We start from the raw sequence: 22,672 nt of genomic DNA, 5'->3' as shown, positions 1-22,672 counted from the left end.
ACGGACGATCCGTCGACGGGCCCCGGCCGGGTCGCTGCGGTCAGTTCCAGAAGACCGCGACGAGGATGTTGACGAGGGTCAGGCCACCGATGGCGTGCTTGACGCCCGGCGCCACGGCGCCGTCGGCCGCCTTGGCCCCCTGGCGCTTGGCGACGAACGCCAGGACGGCGATGACCAGGGCGATGACCAGCTTGACGCCGATCTTGGCCATGTCGGGGCCACCGTCACCCCAGACGGACGCCTCGCCGATCCCGACCATGGCGATCCCCGCGACGAGCGCGGTGAGCGCGCCGTGGAAGACGCCCTTGTACAGGCCCGGCGAACGCAGGGACGCGAGGTAGCCGCCGAGGACGATGGCCCACCCGATGAAGTGCAGCGCGACGAAGACGTTGTAGAGGAACTCCATGACCCCATCCTATTTGCTGACGCTCCTGTCGTGAAACTTTGCACAAGGTGACCCGTCGCGTCGGCCGCCGCTCGCTCGACAGCCGGCGAGGGGCCGGGTCGCTCGACAAACTGGACCCATCCAGTCTAGTATTTCAGGTTTCCCACCATGCGGACGAGGGGTGTCCACCGCGCTGGACCGCGGCTATCGTTCTGCGCATGACCACGGCAGCCCGCACCCTCCTCGTGACCTCGCGTCACGGGATGCCGGCGTGCGCGCACACGTGTCTCAGCTGTTGTCGCTGAACCGCGCCCGACTCAGCGCGAGCCCGCACGCTCGCCTCTCTCCCCGGAGAAACCCTGAGAACCGGCGCGCGCCGTCGGTCCTCAGCCACTCGCACCCTCGCTGAGCGCTCGCCGTCGCGCGTCCCCGCCCCCGAACGAGGACACGAGGAACCCCGATGACGCAGGCCACGACTGCGCCGGAGACCACCGAGGACGCCGCCGCGCGACCTGGTCGTCCCGCCGGCGAGCGCGCCGCCCGGCCGGCGCGCGCCGCCCGCCCGAACGGGCAGTGGAAGGTGGACGGCACCGAGCCGCTCAACGCCAACGAGGAGCTCAAGCGCGCGGGCAACGGCCTCGACGTGCGCGAGCGCATCGAGACGATCTACGCCCGCGAGGGCTTCGACTCCATCCCCGGCGACGACCTGCACGGCCGCTTCCGGTGGTGGGGCCTCTACACCCAGCGCAAGCCCGGGATCGACGGGGGCAAGACGGCGACGCTCGAGCCGCACGAGCTCGAGGACAGGTACTTCATGCTCCGCGTCCGCTCGGACGGCCAGGAGCTCGACGTCCGCGCGCTGCGCGTCCTCGGCGGCATCTCGCGCGACTTCGCGCGGGGGTCGGCCGACATCACCGACCGGCAGAACATCCAGTACCACTGGATCGAGATCGAGTCCGTCCCCGAGATCTGGGACCGCCTCGCGACCGTCGGCCTCGAGACGACGACGGCCTGCGGCGACACCCCGCGCGGCTTCCTCGGCAGCCCGGTCGCCGGCATCGCGGCGGACGAGATCATCGACCCGACTCCCGTGATCCTCGAGATCAAGCGCCGGTACATCGGCGACCCCGAGCTCGCGAACCTCCCGCGCAAGTTCAAGACCGCGATCACCGGGCACCCCAGCCTCGACGTCGTGCACGAGATCAACGACGTGTCGCTCGTCGGCGTCGTGCACCCCGAGCTCGGCCCCGGCTACGACCTCTGGGTCGGCGGCGCGCTCTCGACGACCCCGCGCCTCGGCGAGCGCCTGGGCGCCTTCGTCACCGAGGAGCAGGCGGCCGACGTGTGGCACGGCGTCGTGCGGATCTTCCGCGACTACGGCTACCGCCGGCTGCGCAACAAGGCGCGCCTGAAGTTCCTCCTCGCCGACTGGGGCACGGAGAAGTTCCGCGAGGTGCTCGAGAGCGAGTACCTGGGGTACCGCCTCGCCGACGGCCCCGCGCCCGCGCCGGCGACCGGTCCGGGCGACCACGTGGGCGTGCACCTCCAGAAGGACGGGGACTACTACGTCGGGGCCGCCCCCGTCGTGGGGCGCGTGGGCGGCAGCACGCTCACGGGTCTCGCGGACCTGGTGGAGAAGGTCGGCGCCCGGTCGGTGCGCCTCACGGCGCACCAGAAGCTGGTCGTCCTGGGGGTCCCGCCCGAGGGCGTGGACGAGCTCGTCGCGGGCCTCGAGCCGCTCGGGCTCACCGCCCGGCCGAGCCCGTTCCGCCGCTCGACCATCGCGTGCACGGGCATCGAGTTCTGCAAGCTCGCGATCGTCGACACCAAGGACACGGCCGCGCGCGTCATCGGCGAGCTCGAGGAGCGCCTCGCGGACGTCCCGTCGCTGGTCGAGCGGCCGCTCGACCTCAACATCAACGGCTGCCCCAACTCGTGCGCGCGCATCCAGACGGCGGACATCGGCCTGAAGGGCCAGATCATCACCGTCGACGGCGAGCAGATGCCCGGGTACCAGGTGCACCTCGGCGGCGGCCTCGTCGGCACGGGGCGCGACGAGGGCGGGCTCGGGCGCACGGTGCGCGGTCTCAAGGTGCCCGCGACGCAGATCGCCGACTACGTCGAGCGCGTCGTGCGCCGCTACGAGGCGGACAAGGACGGCGCCGAGACGTTCGCCGAGTGGGCGCACCGGGCCGACGAGGAGGCGCTCCAGTGAGCGGGGACCAGGACGTGACCACGACGACGGCCGGCACCTCGCCGTCGGGCGCTCCCGACCCACTGGCCGCGCTGCGCGCCGCGGCGCAGGCCAGGGCCGAGCAGCGCGAGAGCGCGAAGGCCGCGCACCACGCGGAGCGCGCGCGGCACGGCCGGCCGAAGCGGTCGCTCGACGAGCTGCGCGAGATCGCGCGGCGCGGCGCGGCGCTGCTGCACGGCGCGGGCACGCCCGGCGTCGAGGGCGCCACGCGCCCCGAGGCGACCGCGGAGGAGGTCATCGCCTGGGCTGCGCGCGAGTTCGGGACGTCCGTCGCGGTGGCGTGCTCCATGGCCGACGCCGTGCTCCCCCACGTCGTGGCGGCGCAGATCCCCTGGGTCGACGTGCTGTTCCTCGACACGGGGTACCACTTCGCCGAGACGGTCGGCACGCGGGACGCCGTCGAGCAGCAGATGGACGTGACGATCGTCGACGTCCGGCCCGAGCTCACGGTCGCCCAGCAGGACGCCGCGCACGGCAAGGACCTGTTCTCGCGCGACCCCGGCCTGTGCTGCCAGATGCGCAAGGTCGAGCCCCTGCACCGCACGCTCGCGGGCTACGAGGTGTGGGTCACGGGGGTGCGCCGTGACGAGGCGCCGACCCGGACGGGCACGCCCCTCGTCACGTTCGACGAGAAGAACGGGCTCGTGAAGATCAACCCGCTCGCGGCCTGGTCGTTCGACGACCTGCTCGCGTACGCCGCGCGGCACCAGGTGATCCTCAACCCCCTGCTGAACGACGGCTACCCGTCGATCGGCTGCCAGCCGTGCACCCGGCGCGTCGCGCCGGGCGAGGACCCGAGGGCCGGCCGCTGGGCGGGGCTCGACAAGACAGAGTGCGGACTCCACGTATGAGGACGGGCATGACGACCATCGACCTGACGACCGACGCACCGGGCTCCCCCGCCGGTGCTCCCGCCGGCGCCCGCGCGGACGCGCCGGTCCCCGGCTCGGCGCTGCCCGGCGGGCGCCGTCTCGCGCAGCTCGACGCGCTCGAGAGCGAGGGCATCCACATCGTCCGCGAGGTGGTGGCCGAGTTCGAGCGCCCCGTGCTGCTGTTCAGCGGCGGCAAGGACTCCGTGGTGATGCTGCACCTCGCGGTCAAGGCGTTCGCGCCCGGCCCCGTGCCGTTCCCGGTGCTGCACGTGGACACGGGCCACAACTTCCCCGAGGTGCTCGCCTACCGCGACGCGACGGCGGCCCGCCTGGGCCTGCGGCTCGAGGTCGCGAGCGTCCAGGACTACCTCGACGACGGCCGCCTGCGCGAGCGCGCGGACGGGACGCGCAACCCCCTGCAGACGCAGCCGCTGCTCGACGCGATCTCGGGGCACAAGTTCGACGCCGTGTTCGGCGGCGGCCGGCGCGACGAGGAGAAGGCGCGCGCCAAGGAGCGCGTGTTCTCGCTGCGCGACGAGTTCGGACAGTGGGACCCGCGCAACCAGCGCCCGGAGCTGTGGAACCTCTACAACGGGCGCCACCGGCCCGGCGAGCACGTCCGCGTGTTCCCGCTGTCGAACTGGACCGAGCTCGACGTGTGGCGCTACATCGCACGCGAGCGCATCGAGCTCCCCGAGCTCTACTACGCACACGAGCGCGAGGTGTTCGACCGCGACGGGATGCTGCTCGCCGTCGGGCCGTACTCGGAGCCCCGCACGGACGCCGAGGCCGCGTCGCGGCGGACCGAGACGGTGCGCTACCGGACCGTCGGCGACATGTCGTGCACCGGCGCCGTGCGGTCGGACGCGACGGGCGTCGAGGACGTCATCGCCGAGGTCGCCGCGACGCGCATCACCGAGCGCGGCGCGACCCGCGCCGACGACCGCCTCTCCGAGGCCGCCATGGAGGACCGCAAGAAGGAGGGGTACTTCTGATGGGCACCCAGACCAGCACCGGCGCCGTCACCGAGGGCACGACCGTCCCGCTCGACGACGCGCGCCGCGGCACGCTGCTGCGCCTCGCGACGGCGGGCTCCGTCGACGACGGCAAGTCCACGCTCGTGGGCCGCCTCCTCTTCGACTCGAAGTCCGTGCTCGCGGACCAGCTCGACGCCGTCGAGCGCGTCTCGCGCGACCGCGGCCTCGAGTCGGCCGACCTCGCGCTCCTCACGGACGGACTGCGCGCCGAGCGCGAGCAGGGCATCACGATCGACGTGGCGTACCGGTACTTCGCGACCGCGCGCCGGTCGTTCATCCTCGCCGACTGCCCCGGGCACGTGCAGTACACGCGCAACACCGTCACGGGAGCGTCGACGGCGGACGTCGTCGTGCTGCTCATCGACGCGCGCAAGGGCCTGCTCGAGCAGACGCGCCGCCACCTCGCGGTCGCGAGCCTCCTGCGCGTGCCGCACGTCGTCGTCGCGGTCAACAAGATCGACCTCGTCGACTACAGCGAGGCCCGGTACGAGGAGCTCGCGGCGGACATCCGCGCGGCCGCGACCTCGCTCGGCGTCGGCGACGTGCACACCATCCCGGTGTCCGCGCTCGTGGGCGACAACGTGGTGGACCGCGCGAGCGCGAACACGCCCTGGTACGACGGCCCGAGCCTGCTCGAGCTGCTCGAGGAGCTCCCGACGGGCGACGACCCGGAGACCGAGGCGTTCCGCTTCCCCGTCCAGGTGGTCATCCGCCCGCAGGCGGCGGCCGACGAGCGCTACCGCGACTACCGCGGGTACGCCGGGCAGGTGGCGTCGGGCGTCGTGACGGTCGGGGACGAGGTCGTCGTGCTGCCGTCCGGTCGCCGCACGACCGTCGTCGGGATCGACACGGCCGACTCGCTCGCGTCCGGCGAGGTGCTCACGGAGGCGTTCGCGCCGCAGTCCGTGACGATCCGCCTCGCCGACGACGTGGACGTCGCGCGCGGCGACCTCATCGCCTCCGCCGCGGAGGCCCCCGAGGTCACGCAGGACGTCGAGGGCACCGTCGCGTGGCTCAGCGACCGCCCGCTCCTGCCCGGCGCGCGCGTGCTGCTCAAGCACACGACCCGCACGGTGCAGGCGGTGGTGCGCGACGTCGTCGGGCGGCTCGACCTCGACACCGCCGAGCTCGACCCGGCCGAGCGCCTCGACCTCAACGACATCGGCCGCGTGACCCTGCGGCTCGCGTCGCCCGTCGCGGCCGAGGAGTACGTCGTGGCCCGCCGCACGGGCGCGTTCCTGCTCGTCGACGCCCAGGACGGCGGCACGCTCGCCGCCGGCATGGTCGGCGACGCGCTCGCCGCCGCCCGGCGTCCGGCGTCCCGGCCCGGCTCGTACGCGATCTAGGCTGGACGCCGTGACCGCACCCGAGCACGAGACGTACCCCCTGGGCCTGCGTCTCGACGGTCGCCGGGCCGTCGTCGTCGGCGGCGGCCCCGTCGCGGCGCGCCGCACGCGGGGGCTCCTCGACGCGGGCGCCGTCGTGACCGTCGTCGCGCCGTTCGTCTGCGAGGACCTCGCGGAGCTGCTCGCGGTGCACGGCCCCGCCGGCGACGCGCACGGGCACGTCGCCCTGCCCGCGGACCACGGTGCGCGGCTGTCGTGGGTGCGGCGCGACTACCTCACCGGGGACCTCGACGGCGCGTGGCTCGTCCACACCGCGACCGGCGACCCGGGCGTGGACTCCCAGGTCGCCGCCGACGCCGAGGCCGACCGGGTCTTCTGCGTCGCCGCGGGCGACGCGGACCTCGCGACCGCGTGGGTGCCCGCCGTGGCACGCACGCGCGTCCCGGGCGGCGCGTCCCGCGGCGCCCCGGCCGCGGAGGTCACGGTGTCCGTCAACGCGGGCCGGGACCCGCGCCGCGCCCAGCGCGTCCGCGACGCCGTCGCGGCGCTGCTCGAGACGGGAGAGCTCCCGCTCCGTGCGGTCCGCCCGGCGGGCACGCGCCCCACGGCCGACGACGACGCCCCCCGCGCCGGGGCCGTCTCGGAGCCGCTCGTGCGGCCGGTGGGGACGGTCGCGCTCGTCGGGGGCGGCCCCGGCGACGCCGGGCTGATCTCGGTGCGGGGACGCCGCCTCCTGGCGGAGGCGGACGTCGTCGTGGTCGACCGGCTCGGGCCGCGCGGCCTGCTCGCCGAGCTCGGCGACGACGTCGAGGTCGTGGACGTCGGCAAGACGCCGGGCCACCACCCGGTGCCGCAGGCGGAGATCAACCGGATCCTCGTGCACCACGCGCTCGTCGGGCGGCGGGTCGTGCGGCTCAAGGGCGGCGACCCCTACGTGTTCGGGCGCGGCGGCGAGGAGGCCGAGGCGTGCCGCGAGCACGGCATCCCGGTCGAGGTCGTCCCGGGCGTGACGAGCGCCGTCTCCGTGCCCGCCGCGGCGGGCATCCCCGTCACGCACCGCGGCCTGTCGCGCGGGTTCACCGTGCTCACCGGGCACGAGGACGTCGGCAAGGTCCCCGCCGCGACCGACCACACGGTCGTCCTGCTCATGGGCGTCTCTCGCCTCGCGGAGACGGCCGCCGCGCTCGTGGCGCAGGGCCGTCCGCCCGAGACGCCGGTCGCGGTCGTGGAGGACGGCTACGGCCCGCGCCAGCGCACGACCGTCGGCACCCTCGCGACCATCGCCGACCGCGCGCGCGAGGCGGGCGTCCGCCCGCCGGCCGTGACCGTCGTCGGCGACGTGGTGACCCTCTCCCCCGCCTGGCCCGCCGACGCCCCCGGCGACGGCCACGGCGCGCGTCGCCGCTCCGGGTAGCCGCTGACTCAGCCTCCCGGTCGCGCCGGGTCGTCGTGCGGGACCAGCACCCGCACGCCCGGGCGGTCGAGCACGGTCGTCGTCGCCTCGTCGAGAGCCCGCCACGTCTCGTCGCTGAACCCGTCGCCGGTCGTCCGCACGAGGACGGCGGACGTCCCCGAGGTCAGGTAGCGCAGCGCCTCGGCCTGCCAGGCGAGGTTCCGACGGCGCGGGACGGCCTCCCCGTCGGCGTCGCGCGCGCCGAGGTCGTAGGTGTACCCCGAGAGGTCCACCGGGAGCTCGCAGCCGCGCTCCAGGTCGCGGCTCAGCACGTCGAGGACGGCCAGCATCCCGGGGGAGTCGGCGCGCACGCAGCCGTCGTCCGGGAGCCGGGCCGCGACCTCGGCCGTCGGGAGGGGCACGAAGCGGGGCGCGGTCAGCACGGCCGCCACCAGGAGGGCTCCCGCCCCGGCGCTCAGGACCGTCCCCGCCACGACCCGGCCCGGGCGCGGCAGGAGCGAGCACGCCGCTGCCAGGACGAGGACCAGGGCGGGCGCCGGGAAGGCGGCGTACTGCGCGTACGCGGACGGCGCGGCCAGCAGCACGCCGACCTGCGCCACGAGCAGCACGACCCAGAGCCGTCCCCGCCGCCCGGCCCAGGCGACGACCGCCGCGACGGTCAGCAGCACCAGCACGGTCCAGACGGCCGCGACCTGGGCCCGGGGCGACACGAGCTCCTCGAGACCTCCCGTCCCCGTGATCCACACGAGCCGCTGCTCGAGGTCTTTCGGCTCCCGCGGCCGGCCGAGCTGGGAGAGCACCACCATGCGGACCATGTCCGGGCCCGCAGCGAGGAGGAACGGCAGCAGCACGGTCGCCAGCGCGACGACGGCGCCCGCGGCGGCGCGGGCGGCGGTGCGCCACCCGGCGACGGCCAGGAGCCAGAGGAGCACGACGGCCAGCGGCACGACGCCCCAGATCTTGACCGTCGCGCCGAGCCCGAGGACGGCGCCGCCCGCCCACGCCCAGAGACGCCCGCTGCCGGTGCCCTCCCGGCGTGCGTCGAGGCCCCGGAGCAGCAGCACGACCCCGCCGAGCAGGCACAGGGAGCCCAGGGGCTCGAGCAGCGTGAGGCGCTCGGCCCACGCCGCGGCGTAGGACACCGCGTACAGGACGCCGCCCACGACCGCGGCCGTCGCGCCCCACCGGCGCGCGACGCGCGTCACGAGCACGGCGTTGGCCGCGCCGACGAGCATGAGGCCGACGCGCGCGGCGACCAGGGCGTGGTCGTCGCTCGTCCATGCGGTGAGCCCCGCGAAGGGCGTCAGGGCGAGCATCGAGCCGGGCGGGTGCAGCAACAGGAAGTCCCGGTAGGGCAGGCGGCCGTGCACGAACGCCACCGCCGCCGAGAAGTACACGCCGTCGTCGTACCCGCGGTACGCACCGACCCCGGCCGAGCCGCCGACGAGGTGCCACCGCACCGCGAACGCCAGCACCGCCACGACGGCGGCCACGATCCACCCCCACCGAGCGGCAGCGGGCTCGCGGCGCGGGGCACGGGCTGCCATGCTCACACCCGCCAGTGTGCGTCAGGCCCGGGGCGGGCGCGCGACACGGGGCGGTGCCGCTAGAGGAGGCGGCGCTGGGCCGCCCAGCGGGTGAGCTCGTGGCGGGAGGACAGCTGGAGCTTGCGCAGGACCGCGGAGACGTGGGTCTCGACCGTCTTGATCGAGATGAACAGCTCGGACGCGACCTCGCGGTAGGTGTACCCGCGCGCGATGAGGCGCATGACCTCCTGCTCGCGCGCGGACAGCCGGTCCAGCTCGTCGTCGCGCACCGCGACGTCGCCCGCCCCCGTGCCGAACGCGTCGAGCACGAAGCCCGCGAGGCGCGGCGAGAACACCGCGTCGCCGCCCGCGACCTGCCCGACGGCGGCCGACAGGTCCGGCCCGGAGATCGCCTTCGTCACGTAGCCGCGCGCACCGGCGCGGATGACCGCGACGACGTCCTCCGCGGCGTCGGACACCGACAGCGCGAGGAACCGCACGTCGCCGAGCACGTCGGCGCAGCGCTGGACGACCTCCGCGCCGCCGCCCCCGCTGCCGCCCGGCAGGTGCACGTCGAGGAGCACGACCGGGGGGCGCAGCTCGTGCACGCGCGCGACGGCGGACTCGACGTCGTCCGCCTCCCCCACCACGGTGACGAGGGCGGGGTCGAGGCTCGCGCGCACTCCCGCCCGGAACATGTGGTGGTCGTCGACGAGCACCACCGGGACGGGGCCGGTCGAGGGGCCGCCGGCGGCCGGCGTGCTGGGGATGGTCGTCACGGGGTCTCCTGGTTCGACGGTGCGCTCGACGGCGGGCGGGCGGGCTCGGGCTCGGCCGTCAGGGCGCGCGGCACGCGCAACCGTACCTCCGTGCCCCATCCCGGCCTGCTGATGATCTCGGCCTTCCCGCCGCGGCGCTGGACCCGGCCGAGGATCGACTCCCGGACGCCGAACCGGTCGGGCGCGACGTCCTCCATGTCGAAGCCGTCGCCGCGGTCGCGCACGAAGACCTCGACGGCCGCGTCGCTGACCTCCAGGTAGACCGAGTAGGGCGGACCGCCGTGCGCGACGGCGTTGACGAGCGCCTCGCGGGTCGCCTGCAGCAGCGCCGCGGTCTCCTGGGTGGGCGTGCAGTCGCCCACCACGACGACGTCGACCACGACCGGCCCGGGGTCAGTCTCGCCGGTCGAGCCGCCGGCCGCCCCGACGGGCGCGCCGATGGGTTCCGCACGACGGCCCACGCGCCCGTCCTCGACCTCCGCGACGAGCCCGCGCAGCTCGGCGGCGAGCGACGTCCCGGGCGAGGGGCGGTCGTCGTACAGCCACTCGCGCAGCTCGCGCTCCTGGGCGCGCGCGAGGCGCGCGACGGTGTCGGCGTCGGACGACCGGGCGCGGATGAGGGCGAGCGTCTGCAGCACCGAGTCGTGCAGGTGCGCCGCGATGTCGGCGCGCTCGGCCTCGCGGGCGCGCGCCGCGCGCTCGTCGCCGAGCTCGCGCACGAGCTTGAGCCACCACGGGGCGAGCACGATCGCGACGCCGGCGAGCACTGCGACCGCCGCGACCGCCGCGCGGACGATCTGGGTGGGCCGCGCGTCCTGCCCCACGAGGAGGACGATGCCCACGAGGACGAGCACGACGCCGCCCGCGATGCGGAGGACCCCGGCGGGCGTGCGCCCGCCGGCCCGGGTGAGCAGCCGGCCGCGCTCGACGGCGTCGAGCTGGCTCCACGCGAGCGCCGCGCCCGCGAGCGCGATGAGGACCGGGATCACCCACGACACCTCGACGTCGACGCCCGTGCGCAGCGCCACGAGCAGCGCGGCACCGCCCAGCAGGACGACGCCGATCGCGACGTCGCGCACGGGCAGGCGGCGCACGCTGCCCTGGAGCCGGGGGGCGAGCCGCGACAGCGACGCCGGGCGCTGCTCGTCCCGTGCCGCGGCCGGGTCGCCGGACGGGACCGTGAGCCACCAGAACACGTAGAGCGCGACGCCCGCGCCGCCCGCAAGCCCGAGGAGCGCCATCACGAGGCGCACCACCCCGACGCTCACGCCCAGGTGGGCCGCGAGCCCGGCGCACACGCCCGCGACCCACCGGCCGCGCTCGGGGCGGCGCAGCGGCAGGCCGCGGGGTCGGGAACCGGGCCCGGCACCGGTGGGTGCACCGGGCCGCGGGCCGGGGCGGGCAGGAGTCGTCACCCCCCGATCGTCACACGTCGCGGGCGCCCGGAGCGTCCCCGGACGGGGAAACCAGGGTCGGTCCGCGGCCGGTTCAGGGTCGGGTCAGGGTGGCACCCGATACCGGCGGGCCGGCTCCCGGGCCAGCATGGTGGCCATGAGCACTCCCGACCTTCCCGGACCCGGCGCCCAGCCCGGGCCCTCCGGCGGCGCCGCCGACGCGTCCGGCGCGCAGCCCGGCACCGTCCCTCCCGGGCCGAGCGGACCCGACCCCGCGTGGGCCGGGCCCGCCGGCCCGTCCGACCCCGGCCAGGGCCCTCCGCAGGGCACCCCCCAGGGCCCTCCGCAGGGCCCTGGCGGGACCCGCCCGAACGGCACCGACGGCTTCTTCGACGCCGTCCGCCGCGTGGGCATCTTCCGCTCGGACGACCGGTGGATCGGCGGCGTCGCGTCCGGCGTCGCCGAGCGGTTCGGGATCGACCCGCTCATCGTGCGCGGGCTCCTCTTCGTGACGTTCTTCCTGTCGGGCGCCGGGCTCGTCCTCTACGGCGCGGCCTGGGCCCTGCTGCCGGAGCGTCGGGACGGGCGCATCCACCTCCAGGAGGCGTTCCGCGGCAACGTGGACGTCGCGCTGCTCGGCGCGGCCGCGTTCGTCGTCGTCGGGTTCTCCTGGGGCGGCGGCTGGTGGTCGTGGTGGGACGCGCTCCACCTCGGGTGGCTGACCGGCCTGTTCTGGGTCGCGGCATTCGTCACCGTGGCGGTCGTCGTGGTCTCCGCGCTCACCCAGCGCGGCCCCCGGGGGCCCCAGGGCGCACCGCCGCAGGCGCCGCCGTGGCCCGGTGGCCCCGGCGCACCCGGCCACGGCCCAGGTGGACCGGGCTACGGTCCGGGCGGGCCGGCCTACGGTCCGGGCGGGCCGGGCTACGGTCTGGGCGCTGCCGGTGGCGACCCCGCGCCGGCCGACGCCCCGTGGGGCTCCCCCGGGACGCCGTCGGGCACCGCGCCGTCGGGTCCGCAGGACCGGACGACATGGTCCGCCGAGGCGAGCCCGTACGCCTCGACCGCGCCCGGCGTCACCGCGCCCCTCCCCCCGTACGCCCCGGGCGCACCGCTCGGCGCGACCGCGGCACCGCAGCGGGCCCACCAGGGACCGCGGAACCCGTCCGCGCAGCAGCCCCCGAGGCCTCCGCGCGCCCCCCAGCCGCCGAAGCCCCCGCGGCCTCGCGGACCCGGCGCGACCACGACGGGGGTCGTGGTCGGGCTGAGCCTCCTGCTCGGTGCGTTCCTGCTCGTCGTCGACCGGCAGGGCGAGCTGCCCTGGCCCGTGTTCCTCACCTGGGCGGGCCTGTCCGGGATCCTCGCGGGCCTGGCGATCGTCGTGAGCGGCCTGCGCGGGCGCACCAGCGGCGGCCTCGGCTGGCTCGCGGTGCTCCTGCTGGTCGTCGCGCTCCCCGCGTCCGCGTGGCGGTCCGCCCCGTTCACGTTCTTCCTCGACGACTCCGTGCGGACCGTCACGGACGGCACGCACCGCGTGACCGACCCGGACGTCGCCGAGGAGGGCTTCGGCGTGACCTTCGGCGACCCGACGATCGACCTCTCCGGGCTGGACCTGTCCGACGCGTCCGGCGCATCCCCCGTGGAGGTCCCGATCCAGCTCGGCGCCGGGGACGCGACCGTCGTCGTGCCCGACGGCGTCCCCGTCCGCGCCCAGGTCCAGGTGCTCGCCGGGAACGCCCGCTGGCACGTCGACGGCGACCGGCAGGAGATCGGCGGCGTCAGTACGCAGCCGGTCACGTTCGACAACGACGAGGTCCAGTCCGGCGACGACCCGCTGCTCGTGCTGCGGGTCGAGGTCGGTGCCGGCCAGATCACGATCGAGGAGGACTGATGAACGACTCCGGACGCCGCGACGACGAGACGCGGCCGCTCGGCGACGAGCTGTTCGACACCCCGCAGGCCGGGTCCCCGGAGGCGGACGCCCACCCGACGGTCCCGCTGACCACCGAGCCTCCGGCCACGGAGCCGCTCGGGTCGCCGCGACCCGCGGTCCACCCCACGGAGCCGCTGCCCACCACGCAGGCACGGGACGGGGAGACCTCCGTCCTGGACGTGGGCGTGCCCGCGCACACGGGTGCTGCTCCGGACGGCCCGACGACGTCCGGCCAGGCCGCCGGTGCCGTGCCACCGGTCGGGCCGTCCGCCTCGGCGACGCCCTCGGCGCCCTCGGCGCCCGCGTCGCCCGTCGCGCCCGCCGGACCCCCGTCGCCCGGACGGCGCGGACCGCGCGTCTCCACGATCGTGTGGGGATTCGTCCTCGTCGCGTTCGGCGTCGTCGTCCTCGCCGCCGCCCTCGGTGCGCGGGTCGACCTCGGGCTGGCCACGATCGTCGTGCTCGCCGCGGCGGGCCTCACGCTCGTGGTCGGGTCGATCGTCTCGGGGGCTCGGCGCCGGCGCGGCTGAGCCCGGACCCGTCGCGCGCGGACCCGGCGACCAGGGACGCACCCGGGCGGGAGACACCGAGGGGCCGTGGCACGTGTGCCACGGCCCCTCGCCGTGTCCGAGCGACGCCGCCCCGCACGCTCTCCCCGGTGCGACCCGGTGGGAACGGGTCCTCGGCGTCCGGACGGACGGCCGGGACGATCAGGGGGTGGGCTCGTCACCCCGGCGCTCGGGCGAGGTGCCCGTGGGTCCGGTCGCGGGCGGCGTCGTGTCCGGTGAGGCGGCGGGCGACGCGCCGGGGGCGGACGGCGTCCCCGTGCCCGGTGCGCCGGTCGGCTCGACCGGGGTCGCGGCCGCGCGGGCCTCGGCGCCGGGCGTCGAGAGCGCGGACGTGCGGCCCGGCGCCTCGACGGGACGAGTCGGCTCCGGACGGACGGGCGGGGCGGTCGGCGCGGGCTCCGCGTGCGCGGGGGCGGCGTGGCGTCCCGCGTCCGACAGGTCGCCCGACGACGTGTACGCCCCCGGCGTCTCGACCGCGACGCTGGGGCCGCCCGCGAGCCGCCGGAGCGCGATCCCGACGAGGATGAACAGGATGCCGAGCCCCATGACGAGCAGGCACACCCCGAACGCGACGACGGACGTGAAGAGCGACGCCCGGAGGAACGACGCCGTCATGACCGTCTGCCGCGTGGGGTCGTCCTGGTCGAGCTCGGCGTACGTCTGGCCGCCGCTCGCCTCGAGCGCGTGCTTGTTGATGACCTCGGCCTGCGCGTACGCGGTGAGCGGCCCGTTGACGTGGCGGCCCGCCAGGAACGACGCGTCGTCCGAGACGGTGATCTCCTCGGCGGACAGCTGGTTCGCCACCACGATCCAGGTGCCGATGCCCGCGAGGAGGAGGACGATGCCGGCGATGATCGACACGAGGCCGATGCCTCGGGCCCCCTTGGCCGGCGTGACGGTGACGGTGCTCGACATGGCGCGTTCTCCCCTTCGTCAGGACCCACCTGCTGCCGCACCGCGGTCCGCGACCCGCGGGCGCGGGTCCGCCGCAGGGCGGTCGAACCACCCATACGGGACCCACGGTAGCGACGACGGCGGTCCCCCGCGCGGCGAACGCGCACCTCAGCGCCGCGCCGGGATGGGAGGATGCCGACCGTGCGCATCACCCACCTGACCGACTGCTACCTCCCCCTGCTCGGCGGGATCGAGACCCAGGTCGCGCGGCTCGCGCAGCAGCAGGCGGCGGTCGGCCACGACGTCGCGGTCGTGTGCACCACGCCGGCGCGCCCCGGCGCGCACGGCGTGTCGACCGAGCGGGACGGCGACGTCACGGTGCACCGGCTCGCGGCGCGCGTGCCGGGCGGCTACCCCGTCCACCCGCGCGCGCCGCACCACGTGGCGCGGATCCTGGGCGCGGACCGGCCCGACGTCGTGCACCTGCACATGGGCGTCCTCACCCCCTCGACGCAGGCGTCGCTGCGCACGGTCGTGCGCGCCGGGCTGCCCGCCGTGCTCACCGTGCACAGCGTGTGGGGCGGGGCCGAGAAGGCGTTCGCCGCGCTCGACCGCGTCACACGCTGGTCGAGCTGGCCCGTCCTGTGGTCGGCGGTGAGCGAGCTGACCGCCGCTCCCCTGCGCCGTATCGTCGGCGACCACGGCGAGGTCGTGGTCCTGCACAACGGCCTCGACCTCGACGCGTGGCGCGTCCCGCGCACCGAGCGCGCCGACCGCATGGAGGGCGCGGCCGTCCACGTCGTCGCCGCGACGCGGTTCGCCCCGCGCAAGCGCGTGCTGCCGTTCCTGGAGGTCGTACGCGACGCCGTCGGGCGCCTCCCCGAGGGGGCGCTCCACGTGACGCTCGCCGGGGACGGACCGGAGCTGGCCGACGCGCGGCGCTTCGTCACGGAGCACGGGCTGGGGTCGGTCGTGTCGCTGCCCGGCCGCCTCGACGCGACCGGGCTCAAGCGCCTCTACGCACGGGCCGACGTGTTCGCCGCGCCCGCCATCGAGGAGGCGTTCGGCATCGCCGCGCTCGAGGGCCAGGCCGCCGGGCTGGCGGTGCTCACCCGCTCGCAGTCGGGCGTCGCGGAGCGCCTCACCGACGGCGTCGACGCGCTCCTCGCGGACGACGACGCCGGGCTCGCCGACGCGCTCGTGCGGCTCGCGACCGAGGACGACCTGCTCGACCGGATCGTCGCGCACAACCGCGACGTGCCGTCGTCGGCGGGCTGGCCGCGCGTCCTCGCCGACATCGAGCGGGCATACGAACGGGCCGCGACGATCGCCGTGGATCGTCGGGCCCGTCCGTCCCGCTAGGGGGTCACTCCCACTCGATGGTGCCCGGGGGCTTGCTCGTCACGTCGAGCACGACGCGGTTGACCTCGGAGACCTCGTTGGTGATGCGCGTCGAGATGACGGACAGCACGTCGTAGGGCAGGCGCGTCCAGTCGGCCGTCATCGCGTCCTCGGACGAGACGGGGCGCAGCACGATCGGGTGGCCGTAGGTGCGGCCGTCGCCCTGGACGCCGACCGAGCGGACGTCGGCGAGCAGCACGACGGGGCACTGCCAGATCTCGTCGTCGAGTCCCGCCTTCGTCAGCTCCTCGCGCGCGATCGCGTCGGCCGCGCGCAGCGTCTCGAGCCGGTCCGCCGTGACCTCGCCGACGATGCGGATGCCGAGGCCGGGACCGGGGAACGGCTGACGGGCGACGATCTCCTCGGGGACGCCGAGCTCGCGGCCGACCGCGCGGACCTCGTCCTTGAACAGCGTCCGCAGCGGCTCGACGAGCGAGAACTGGAGGTCGTCGGGCAGGCCGCCGACGTTGTGGTGGCTCTTGATGTTCGCCGCGCCCTCGCCGCCGCCGGACTCGACGACGTCCGGGTAGAGCGTGCCCTGCACGAGGAACTTCACCTCGGCGCCGTGCTCGCCCGCGTCCTCGACGATCTGGCGCGCGGCGTCCTCGAACACGCGGATGAACTCGCGGCCGATGATCTTGCGCTTGGTCTCCGGGTCGCTGTGCCCGGCGAGCGCGGTGAGGAACCGCTCCTTCTCGTCGCGGATCACGAGGTTGACGCCCGTCGCCGCGACGAAGTCGCGCTCGATCTGCTCGACCTCGCCCGCGCGCATCAGCCCGTGGTCGACGTGCACGCACGTGAGCTGGTCGCCCACCGCGCGCTGCACGAGCGCCGCGGCGACGGCGGAGTCGACGCCGCCCGAGAGCGCGCAGATGACGCGCGCGTCGCCGACCTGGGCGCGGATCGCCGCGACCTGGTCCGCGATGACGTTGCCGGGCGTCCAGTCCGGGGCCAGCCCGGCGCCGTCGTACAGGAAGTGCTCCAGCACGGTCTGGCCGTGCGCGGAGTGCTTGACCTCGGGGTGCCACTGCACGCCGTAGAGGCGACGCTCGCGGTCCTCGAACGCGGCGACCGGCGAGCCCGACGACGTCGCGAGGACCTCGAAGCCCTCGGGCGCGCGGTGCACCGCGTCGCCGTGGCTCATCCACGTGGTCTGGTGCTCCGGCGTGCCGTCGAGCAGGACGCCCGCGGCGCACACCTCGACCTCGGTGCCGCCGTACTCGCGCAGGCCCGTCTGGGCGACCTCGCCGCCGAGCGCCTTGGCCATGGCCTGGAAGCCGTAGCAGATGCCCATGACGGGCACGCCGGCCTCGAACAGCGCCGGGTCGACGAACGGCGCGCCGGTCGCGTACACCGACGACGGCCCGCCGGAGAGGATGATCGCCACCGGGTCCTTCGCGAGCATCTGCTCGACCGTGAAGGTGTGCGGCACGATCTCGGAGTAAACCTTGGCCTCGCGCACGCGGCGCGCGATGAGCTGCGCGTACTGGGCGCCGAAGTCGACGACGAGCACGGGGCGCGGGGTCGCGGCGACCTCGGCGGTGGTGGGGGTGTCGGGAGCGGTGGCGGGTGACGTCACGGCTCCAGGATAGTCGCCGCGCGGCGCGGTCCCGTCCCGCGTCTCAGGCGCCGGTGGGTTCGGCGGCGCGCTCGGCCGCTCGCTCGGCGACCCGCCCGCGCAGCGCCCGGGCGGCGGCCTCCGGGTCTGGCGCCTGCGTGATCGCCCGCACGACGACGACGCGGGTCGCCCCGGCGTCGAGGACCGCGTCCAGCCGCTCCGCGTCGATCCCGCCGATCGCGAACCAGGGCGTCGTGGGCCGGGTCGCGGCGACGTCGCGCAGCAGGTCGAGCCCGACCGCGACGCGCCCCGGCTTCGTCGGCGTCGCCCAGAGGGGGCCTACGCAGAAGTAGTCGACGTCCGGGTCGGCCTCGGCCGCGGCCGCCTGGTCGGCCGAGTGGGTGGACCGGCCGAGCACCGGCGCGGCCCCGAGCAGGGATCGCACCGCGGAGACCGGCAGGTCGCCCTGACCCATGTGGACGACGGGTGCACCGGTGAGCGCCGCCACGTCGGCCCGGTCGTTCACGGCCCACAGGGCGCCGTGCTCCGTCGCGACCCGTGCGACGAGCTCCTGGAGCTCGAGCTCGCGCGCCGCGTCGAGCGTCTTGTCGCGGAGCTGGACGACGTCGACCCCGCCCGCGAGCGCCGCCCGCAGGAAGTCCTCGAGGTCGCCGCGCTCCTCGCGCGCGTCGGAGCACAGGTAGAGGCGTGCGTCGGCGAGCCGGGCCCGCGCGTCGTCCGCAGCCGGCACGGCGCGGTTCGCGGGCGTGGCGAAGGTCTCGGTGCTCACCCGCCGGAGCCTAGCCGCGCCCGCTCCCGCACGCGGGTACTGTGGCCGACAGCACGGGAGCCCCGCACGGGGCTGAGAGGGCGTCGGAGCCGACCGTCGAACCTGATCTGGGTCATGCCAGCGAAGGGAGCGCGCATGCACACCCCTGTCCGTCCCGGGCCCCGCCCGCCGGGAGCCGGCCCTGCCGTGCCCGACGGCGCGCGCGACGTCGTCGTCGTGGGCGGCGGGATCGTGGGGCTCGCCGTGGCGTGGCGCGCCGCGCGCGCCGGTCTGTCGGTCACGGTGCTGGACCCGGCGCCGGGCGACGGCGCGACGCACGCCGCGGCCGGGATGCTCGCCCCCGTCACGGAGGCCGACTTCGGCGAGGACGCGGCACTGCGCCTGCACCTCGCCGCCGCCACGGCGTGGCCGGGGTTCGCCGCCGACCTGCGCGCCGCGACCGGGGCCGACGTCGGTCTGCGGACCGCGGGCACCCTCACGCTCGCCTACGACGCCGACGACCTCGCGCTGCTCCGTCGTGTCCTCGCCCTCCACGCGGAGCACGGCCTCGCCTCGCGCGAGCTCACCGTCGCCGACGCCCGTCGGCGCGAGCCGTATCTCGGCCCGCGGGTCGCGGGCGCCGCCTGGGCGCCGGACGACCACGCGGTCGACCCGCGCGCGGTGCACGCCGCCCTGCTCGGCGGGCTGCGCGGCCTGGTCGGTGGCGGCACCGGAGCGGGCACCGGGCCGGGGACGCTCGCGGGGTCGGGCACCGGATCCGCGGTGGGCGCCGTCGTCGTGCGGGCGTCCGCGACGCGGCTCGCGCTCGGCCGGGCCGGGCGGGTCGTAGGCGTGCACGACGACGCGGGCCGGCTCCACGCGGCGGGTGCGGTCGTCGTCGCGGCGGGCTGGGAGTCCGGGGCGCTCCTCGCGGACGTGCCGGGCGTCGTCGTGCCGACCCGGCCGGTCAAGGGGCAGACGTTGAGGCTCGACGCCGGGCCGGACCTCGCGCTGGAGCACGTGGTGCGCGGGGTCGTGCAGGGGCGACCCGTGTACGTCGTGCCGCGCGACCCGGTCCCGGACGGGCAGGGTCGCGGCGTCGCGGGTCACCGGGAGGTCGTCGTCGGCGCGACCACCGAGGAGAACCCCGACGACCGCCGCGCGACCGCGGGCGGCGTCTTCGCCCTGCTGCGCGACGCGCGCGCCCTGCTGCCCGGGATCGACGAGGCCGCGCTCGTCGACGTGACGCCCCGGGCGCGCCCCGCGACGCCGGACAACCTGCCGCTCGTCGGCCCGACCGCCGTCCCGGGGCTGCACCTCGCGACGGGGCACGGCCGCAACGGCATCCTGCTCGCGCCGCTCACCGCCGACGCGGTGATGGCCGGGCTCACGGGTGCCGCGCTCCCGCCCACCGTCGCGGCCGCCCTCGCCCCTACCCGCACCGACCGCTTCGCCGAACCCGGGGTCGCTCCCCACGGCGGGCCCGACCTGGGGAGCGACCCCGGGTTCGGCACCGTCCGGTCCGCCGCGTTCTCCCTGACGACACCGAGGTGATCTCCGTGACCCGACCTGCTCCGACCGCGCTCGTCAACGGCGAGCCGTACCCGCTCGACGCCCCCGTGCACCTCGAGCAGCTCGTCGCGGCGCTCGTGCCCGCGTACGTCGCCGACGGGACGCCGCAGGGTGTCGCCGTCGCGGTGGACGACGCCGTCGTGCCGCGCGGCTCGTGGGCGACGACCGTCGTCGCGCCGGGTGACCGCATCGAGATCGTGACCGCCGTCCAGGGCGGCTGAGGAGGACCCGTGACCACGACCGACATGTCCCCCGCGCCCGCGCACCGACCGTCGAACGGCGGCGACCCGCTCGTCGTCGCCGGCACGACGATCGGGTCCCGCCTCGTCATGGGCACCGGCGGGGCGGCGAACCTGCTCACGCTCGAGGACGCGCTCGTCGCCTCGGGCACCGCACTGACGACCGTCGCGATGCGCCGCGTCGCCGTGCGCGCCGGTGGCGTGGCCTCCCCCGACGCCGGGATCTGGGCGCTCCTCGCGCGCCTCGGCATCCGGGCGCTGCCCAACACGGCCGGGTGCTTCTCGGTGCGCGAGGCCGTGCTCACCGCGCACCTCGCGCGCGAGGCGTGCGGCACCGAGTGGGTCAAGCTCGAGGTGATCGCCGACGACGTCACGCTCCTGCCCGACCCCGTCGGCCTCGTCGAGGCGGCCGAGCAGCTCGTGCGCGACGGGTTCGTCGTGCTGCCCTACACGAACGACGACCCGATCCTCGCGCGCCGGCTCGAGGACGTCGGGTGCGCCGCCGTCATGCCGCTCGGCGCGCCGATCGGCACCGGCCTCGGCATCCTCAACCCCCGCAACATCGAGGCGATCGCCGCCGCCGCGCGCGTGCCCGTGATCCTCGACGCGGGGATCGGCACGGCGTCCGACGCCGCGCAGGCCATGGAGCTCGGGTGCGCCGGCGTCCTGCTCGCGACCGCCGTCACGCGCGCCGCCGACCCGGTCCGCATGGCGCACGCGATGCGCCTCGCCGTCGAGTCGGGCCGCCTCGCCGCCGGTGCCGGCCGCATTCCCCGCCGCGAGGGCGCCCTCGCGAGCTCGTCCCCCCAGGGCCGCCTCGACCTCGCCCTCTGACGCCGGTCCGCCCGCCAGCGGAACAGGCCGTCCTGGCTCGTCAGCCGACCGGGACCCGCGACGTCCACCTGCTCGGCGGGGGCGGACTAGGTGGCCGGGGTCGTTTCCAGGGCGTCGAGGAGGGCGGGGACGCCGCCGACGACCGAGCGGGCGTCGATCCCGGCGGCGCGCGCGAGGTCGGCGACGCGGGCCGAGCGGCCGCCGACCGCGCACAGGACGAGCACGGGTCGGTCCGTCGGGAGGTCCGCGAGCGCCGCGGCGGGGTCGCCCGTGAGGAACGTGCCGCTCGGCACGAGGGTCGACCCGGGCAGGGGACGCACCCGCGCCTCCCAGTCCTCGCGCACGTCGAGCAGGTACGGGGCCGTGCCGTCGTCGCCCAGCAGGGCCGCCGCGTCGCGCGCGGTGACGTCGCGCTCCCCCGTGACCGGCCGCGCGACCGACGTCGCCGGGGCCAGTCCGCAGAACGCGGCGTAGGCGTCGTCGCCCGGCAGGAGCGCGGTGACGGGGTCGCGGGTCGGGTCGGCGCGCACGGTGAGCTGGCGCCACGAGAGGTCGAGCGCGTCGTAGACGGCGAGGCGGCCGAGCAGCGTCGTGCCGGCGCCGGTGACGAGCTTGATCGCCTCGGTCGCCATGACGGAGCCGACGGTCCCGCACATCGCGCCGAACACGCCGCCGGTCGCGCAGTCGGGCGCGGCGCCGGGCGGCGGCGGGACGGGGAACACGTCGCGGTAGGTGACCCCGCACGCCTCGCCGTCCCCCGGGCCGACGGGAGCCGCGCCGCCCGGGCGCGGGACGTCGTCGGGCAGGGCGAACCGGGGCGCGCCCCAGAAGACGCTGACCTGCCCCTGGAAGCGGTAGATCGAGCCCCAGACCACGGGCAGCCCGAGCACCTCGGCCGCGTCGGAGACGAGGTAGCGCGTGGGGAAGTTGTCGGCGCCGTCGAGCACGACGTCGTAGCCGCGCAGCACGTCGAGCGCGGTGTCCGCGTCGAGGCGGACCGCGTGCTCGACGACGCGCACGTGCGGGTTGACGTCGGCGATGGCGTCGCGCGCGGAGTCGACCTTGCGGCGCCCGACGTCAGGACCGCCGTGGATGACCTGGCGCTGGAGGTTGGAGGTGTCGACGACGTCGTCGTCGACGATGCCGATGGTACCCACGCCCGCGGCGGCCAGGTAGAGCAGGGCGGGGCTGCCGAGGCCGCCCGCGCCGACGACGAGCACGCGCGCGGCGGCGAGACGGCGCTGCCCCTCGGGACCGACGCCGGGCAGCGCGAGGTGGCGCGCGTACCGCTCGAGCTCCGCGGTGGTCAGCTCGGGGCCGGGTGCGACGAGGGGCGCGAGCGGCGTCGTCATGACGCGTACTGCTCCTCCAGGACGGCGAGCTTGGCCTCGGCCTCGGCGTGCACCTTCTTCTCGAGGATGAACGACATGACCGGCACGACGCCCGCGAAGACCATGGTCGCGAGGCGGCCCCAGCCCCACCGCATCTTGGTCCACAGGTCGAGGACCGTCACGAGGTAGACGACGTAGATCCAGCCGTGGGCGAAGGGGATCCACGAGACGTACCGCATGACCCCGTCGACGTCGACGAGCTGGCCGACCCCGTACTTGACGAGCATCTCGACGCACAGGACGAGGAGCATCACACCGGTGATGATCGCGAGGACCCGGTAGCGGGCGAGCGCGCCGCGCGCCTTGCGGATCGCGGTGCGGGCGGCCTCCGTGCTGGGCGTCGCCGCGCCGGCGGGGGCGGGCGTGTCGGTGGGGGTGGCCGGGTCCTGCGTGGTCATGGGAGGGGTCCTCGTTCCGGGCGAGACGGCCGCGGCGGTCCGTGCCGCCGCGGTGGCGTGTGACGCGGTCGCCGCCGTTAATGCGTCGCCGCGTGTCGGACGCCGAACCT

At 76.2% G+C, this 22,672-nt stretch carries 20 protein-coding genes and 1 riboswitch; of the genes, 11 read left to right on the top strand and 9 right to left on the bottom strand.

Going from position 1 to position 22,672, the window contains the following annotated elements; translation table 11 throughout:
• Positions 1-40: 40 nt before the first annotated feature.
• Complete coding sequence (locus ABWU78_RS12425) at positions 41-406, bottom strand: hypothetical protein (RefSeq protein WP_253050870.1); 366 nt, start codon at positions 404-406, stop codon at positions 41-43.
• A gap of 439 nt (positions 407-845) precedes the next feature.
• On the opposite strand from ABWU78_RS12425, the gene ABWU78_RS12420 reads away from it, so the two are divergent.
• The 5 genes from ABWU78_RS12420 (at position 846) to cobA (ending at position 7,308) form a co-directional block, all read left to right on the top strand.
• Positions 846-2,600, top strand: a complete 1,755-nt coding sequence (locus ABWU78_RS12420; protein ID WP_253050869.1) for a nitrite/sulfite reductase — start codon at positions 846-848, stop codon at positions 2,598-2,600.
• Between the two features lie 176 nt (positions 2,601-2,776).
• Positions 2,777-3,490, top strand: coding sequence for a phosphoadenylyl-sulfate reductase (locus ABWU78_RS12415; protein ID WP_353709585.1), 714 nt, complete (start codon positions 2,777-2,779; stop codon positions 3,488-3,490).
• An 8-nt stretch (positions 3,491-3,498) separates the two neighbouring features.
• Complete coding sequence (cysD, locus tag ABWU78_RS12410; protein WP_353707843.1) at positions 3,499-4,506, top strand: sulfate adenylyltransferase subunit CysD; 1,008 nt, start codon at positions 3,499-3,501, stop codon at positions 4,504-4,506.
• Entirely contained in the window at positions 4,506-5,894 is a 1,389-nt protein-coding gene (locus ABWU78_RS12405; protein ID WP_353707842.1) for a sulfate adenylyltransferase subunit 1, read from the top strand. Before cysD ends, ABWU78_RS12405 begins: the two co-directional genes overlap by 1 nt.
• 10 nt (positions 5,895-5,904) lie before the next feature.
• The gene (gene cobA, locus ABWU78_RS12400) at positions 5,905-7,308 is read left to right on the top strand and encodes a uroporphyrinogen-III C-methyltransferase (RefSeq protein ID WP_353707841.1); all 1,404 of its coding nucleotides are present in this window, start codon (positions 5,905-5,907) and stop codon (positions 7,306-7,308) included.
• Positions 7,309-7,316: 8 nt separating this feature from the next.
• Here the strand turns inward: cobA and ABWU78_RS12395 are convergent, their stop codons facing one another.
• The 3 genes from ABWU78_RS12395 to ABWU78_RS12385 all read right to left on the bottom strand — a co-directional run bounded on the left by ABWU78_RS12395 (position 7,317) and on the right by ABWU78_RS12385 (position 11,028).
• Positions 7,317-8,855: a hypothetical protein gene (locus ABWU78_RS12395; RefSeq protein ID WP_439158563.1), complete on the bottom strand. Its 1,539-nt coding sequence runs from the start codon at positions 8,853-8,855 to the stop codon at positions 7,317-7,319.
• 59 nt (positions 8,856-8,914) lie between these two features.
• Positions 8,915-9,532: a LuxR C-terminal-related transcriptional regulator gene (locus tag ABWU78_RS12390; protein ID WP_253051426.1), complete on the bottom strand. Its 618-nt coding sequence runs from the start codon at positions 9,530-9,532 to the stop codon at positions 8,915-8,917.
• A 77-nt stretch (positions 9,533-9,609) separates the two neighbouring features.
• Entirely contained in the window at positions 9,610-11,028 is a 1,419-nt protein-coding gene (locus ABWU78_RS12385) for a PspC domain-containing protein (RefSeq protein ID WP_439158562.1), read from the bottom strand.
• Between the two features lie 136 nt (positions 11,029-11,164).
• Here ABWU78_RS12385 and ABWU78_RS12380 point away from each other — a divergent pair, with 136 nt between their 5' ends.
• Both ABWU78_RS12380 and ABWU78_RS12375 read left to right on the top strand, forming a co-directional pair.
• Positions 11,165-12,895 (top strand): PspC domain-containing protein, encoded by a 1,731-nt coding sequence (locus tag ABWU78_RS12380; RefSeq protein WP_439158561.1) that lies wholly within the window; start codon positions 11,165-11,167, stop codon positions 12,893-12,895.
• A complete protein-coding gene (locus ABWU78_RS12375; RefSeq protein WP_439158560.1) occupies positions 12,895-13,467 on the top strand; it encodes a hypothetical protein in 573 nt (190 codons plus the stop codon). The genes ABWU78_RS12380 and ABWU78_RS12375 overlap by 1 nt, the downstream gene beginning before the upstream one ends.
• Positions 13,468-13,647: 180 nt before the next feature.
• Here the strand turns inward: ABWU78_RS12375 and ABWU78_RS12370 are convergent, their stop codons facing one another.
• Positions 13,648-14,421 (bottom strand): hypothetical protein, encoded by a 774-nt coding sequence (locus ABWU78_RS12370; RefSeq protein WP_439158559.1) that lies wholly within the window; start codon positions 14,419-14,421, stop codon positions 13,648-13,650.
• 180 nt (positions 14,422-14,601) lie between these two features.
• Here ABWU78_RS12370 and ABWU78_RS12365 point away from each other — a divergent pair, with 180 nt between their 5' ends.
• Entirely contained in the window at positions 14,602-15,762 is a 1,161-nt protein-coding gene (locus ABWU78_RS12365) for a glycosyltransferase family 4 protein (RefSeq protein ID WP_439158558.1), read from the top strand.
• Positions 15,763-15,766: 4 nt separating this feature from the next.
• Here ABWU78_RS12365 and guaA read toward each other — a convergent pair whose 3' ends face one another.
• Entirely contained in the window at positions 15,767-17,380 is a 1,614-nt protein-coding gene (gene guaA, locus ABWU78_RS12360; protein ID WP_308202267.1) for a glutamine-hydrolyzing GMP synthase, read from the bottom strand.
• Positions 17,381-17,423: 43 nt separating this feature from the next.
• Positions 17,424-18,149, bottom strand: a complete 726-nt coding sequence (gene thiE, locus ABWU78_RS12355) for a thiamine phosphate synthase (RefSeq protein WP_439158557.1) — start codon at positions 18,147-18,149, stop codon at positions 17,424-17,426.
• Positions 18,150-18,200: 51 nt separating this feature from the next.
• A riboswitch (TPP riboswitch) is annotated at positions 18,201-18,280 on the top strand.
• Between the two features lie 4 nt (positions 18,281-18,284).
• Between thiE and ABWU78_RS12350 the strand changes: the two genes are divergently transcribed.
• Genes ABWU78_RS12350 through ABWU78_RS12340 form a run of 3 tightly spaced genes read left to right on the top strand, consistent with a single transcriptional unit; the run spans position 18,285 to position 20,773 of the window.
• Positions 18,285-19,682 (top strand): FAD-dependent oxidoreductase, encoded by a 1,398-nt coding sequence (locus ABWU78_RS12350; protein WP_439158556.1) that lies wholly within the window; start codon positions 18,285-18,287, stop codon positions 19,680-19,682.
• A 5-nt stretch (positions 19,683-19,687) separates the two neighbouring features.
• The gene (gene thiS, locus ABWU78_RS12345; protein ID WP_308202266.1) at positions 19,688-19,921 is read left to right on the top strand and encodes a sulfur carrier protein ThiS; all 234 of its coding nucleotides are present in this window, start codon (positions 19,688-19,690) and stop codon (positions 19,919-19,921) included.
• A gap of 24 nt (positions 19,922-19,945) precedes the next feature.
• Positions 19,946-20,773, top strand: coding sequence for a thiazole synthase (locus tag ABWU78_RS12340; protein ID WP_439158573.1), 828 nt, complete (start codon positions 19,946-19,948; stop codon positions 20,771-20,773).
• An 86-nt stretch (positions 20,774-20,859) separates the two neighbouring features.
• Here ABWU78_RS12340 and ABWU78_RS12335 read toward each other — a convergent pair whose 3' ends face one another.
• Positions 20,860-22,125: a ThiF family adenylyltransferase gene (locus ABWU78_RS12335; protein WP_439158555.1), complete on the bottom strand. Its 1,266-nt coding sequence runs from the start codon at positions 22,123-22,125 to the stop codon at positions 20,860-20,862.
• Positions 22,122-22,562 (bottom strand): DUF3817 domain-containing protein, encoded by a 441-nt coding sequence (locus ABWU78_RS12330; protein ID WP_253050859.1) that lies wholly within the window; start codon positions 22,560-22,562, stop codon positions 22,122-22,124. The genes ABWU78_RS12335 and ABWU78_RS12330 overlap by 4 nt, the downstream gene beginning before the upstream one ends.
• Positions 22,563-22,672 lie beyond the last annotated feature (110 nt).

The sequence above is a fragment of the Cellulosimicrobium sp. CpK407 genome (assembly GCF_051844275.1).
Lineage (GTDB): Bacteria > Actinomycetota > Actinomycetes > Actinomycetales > Cellulomonadaceae > Cellulosimicrobium > Cellulosimicrobium cellulans_G.
Note: the sequence above shows the minus strand (reverse complement) of the source record. Positions and strands in the feature narration are given on the sequence as shown.

Bases quoted from the DNA above. Each gene is read 5' to 3' on its own strand.
- ABWU78_RS12380 (WP_439158561.1), top strand. From the start codon at position 11,165: ATGAGCACTCCCGACCTTCCCGGACCCGGCGCCCAGCCCGGGCCCTCC.
- ABWU78_RS12340 (WP_439158573.1), top strand. From the start codon at position 19,946: ATGTCCCCCGCGCCCGCGCACCGACCGTCGAACGGCGGCGACCCGCTC.
- ABWU78_RS12405 (WP_353707842.1), top strand. From the start codon at position 4,506: ATGGGCACCCAGACCAGCACCGGCGCCGTCACCGAGGGCACGACCGTC.
- ABWU78_RS12375 (WP_439158560.1), top strand. From the start codon at position 12,895: ATGAACGACTCCGGACGCCGCGACGACGAGACGCGGCCGCTCGGCGAC.
- ABWU78_RS12420 (WP_253050869.1), top strand. From the start codon at position 846: ATGACGCAGGCCACGACTGCGCCGGAGACCACCGAGGACGCCGCCGCG.
- ABWU78_RS12395 (WP_439158563.1), bottom strand. From the start codon at position 8,855: ATGGCAGCCCGTGCCCCGCGCCGCGAGCCCGCTGCCGCTCGGTGGGGG.
- ABWU78_RS12390 (WP_253051426.1), bottom strand. From the start codon at position 9,532: ATGTTCCGGGCGGGAGTGCGCGCGAGCCTCGACCCCGCCCTCGTCACC.
- ABWU78_RS12425 (WP_253050870.1), bottom strand. From the start codon at position 406: ATGGAGTTCCTCTACAACGTCTTCGTCGCGCTGCACTTCATCGGGTGG.
- ABWU78_RS12335 (WP_439158555.1), bottom strand. From the start codon at position 22,125: ATGACGACGCCGCTCGCGCCCCTCGTCGCACCCGGCCCCGAGCTGACC.
- ABWU78_RS12370 (WP_439158559.1), bottom strand. From the start codon at position 14,421: ATGTCGAGCACCGTCACCGTCACGCCGGCCAAGGGGGCCCGAGGCATC.
- ABWU78_RS12350 (WP_439158556.1), top strand. From the start codon at position 18,285: ATGCACACCCCTGTCCGTCCCGGGCCCCGCCCGCCGGGAGCCGGCCCT.
- cysD (WP_353707843.1), top strand. From the start codon at position 3,499: ATGACGACCATCGACCTGACGACCGACGCACCGGGCTCCCCCGCCGGT.
- ABWU78_RS12330 (WP_253050859.1), bottom strand. From the start codon at position 22,562: ATGACCACGCAGGACCCGGCCACCCCCACCGACACGCCCGCCCCCGCC.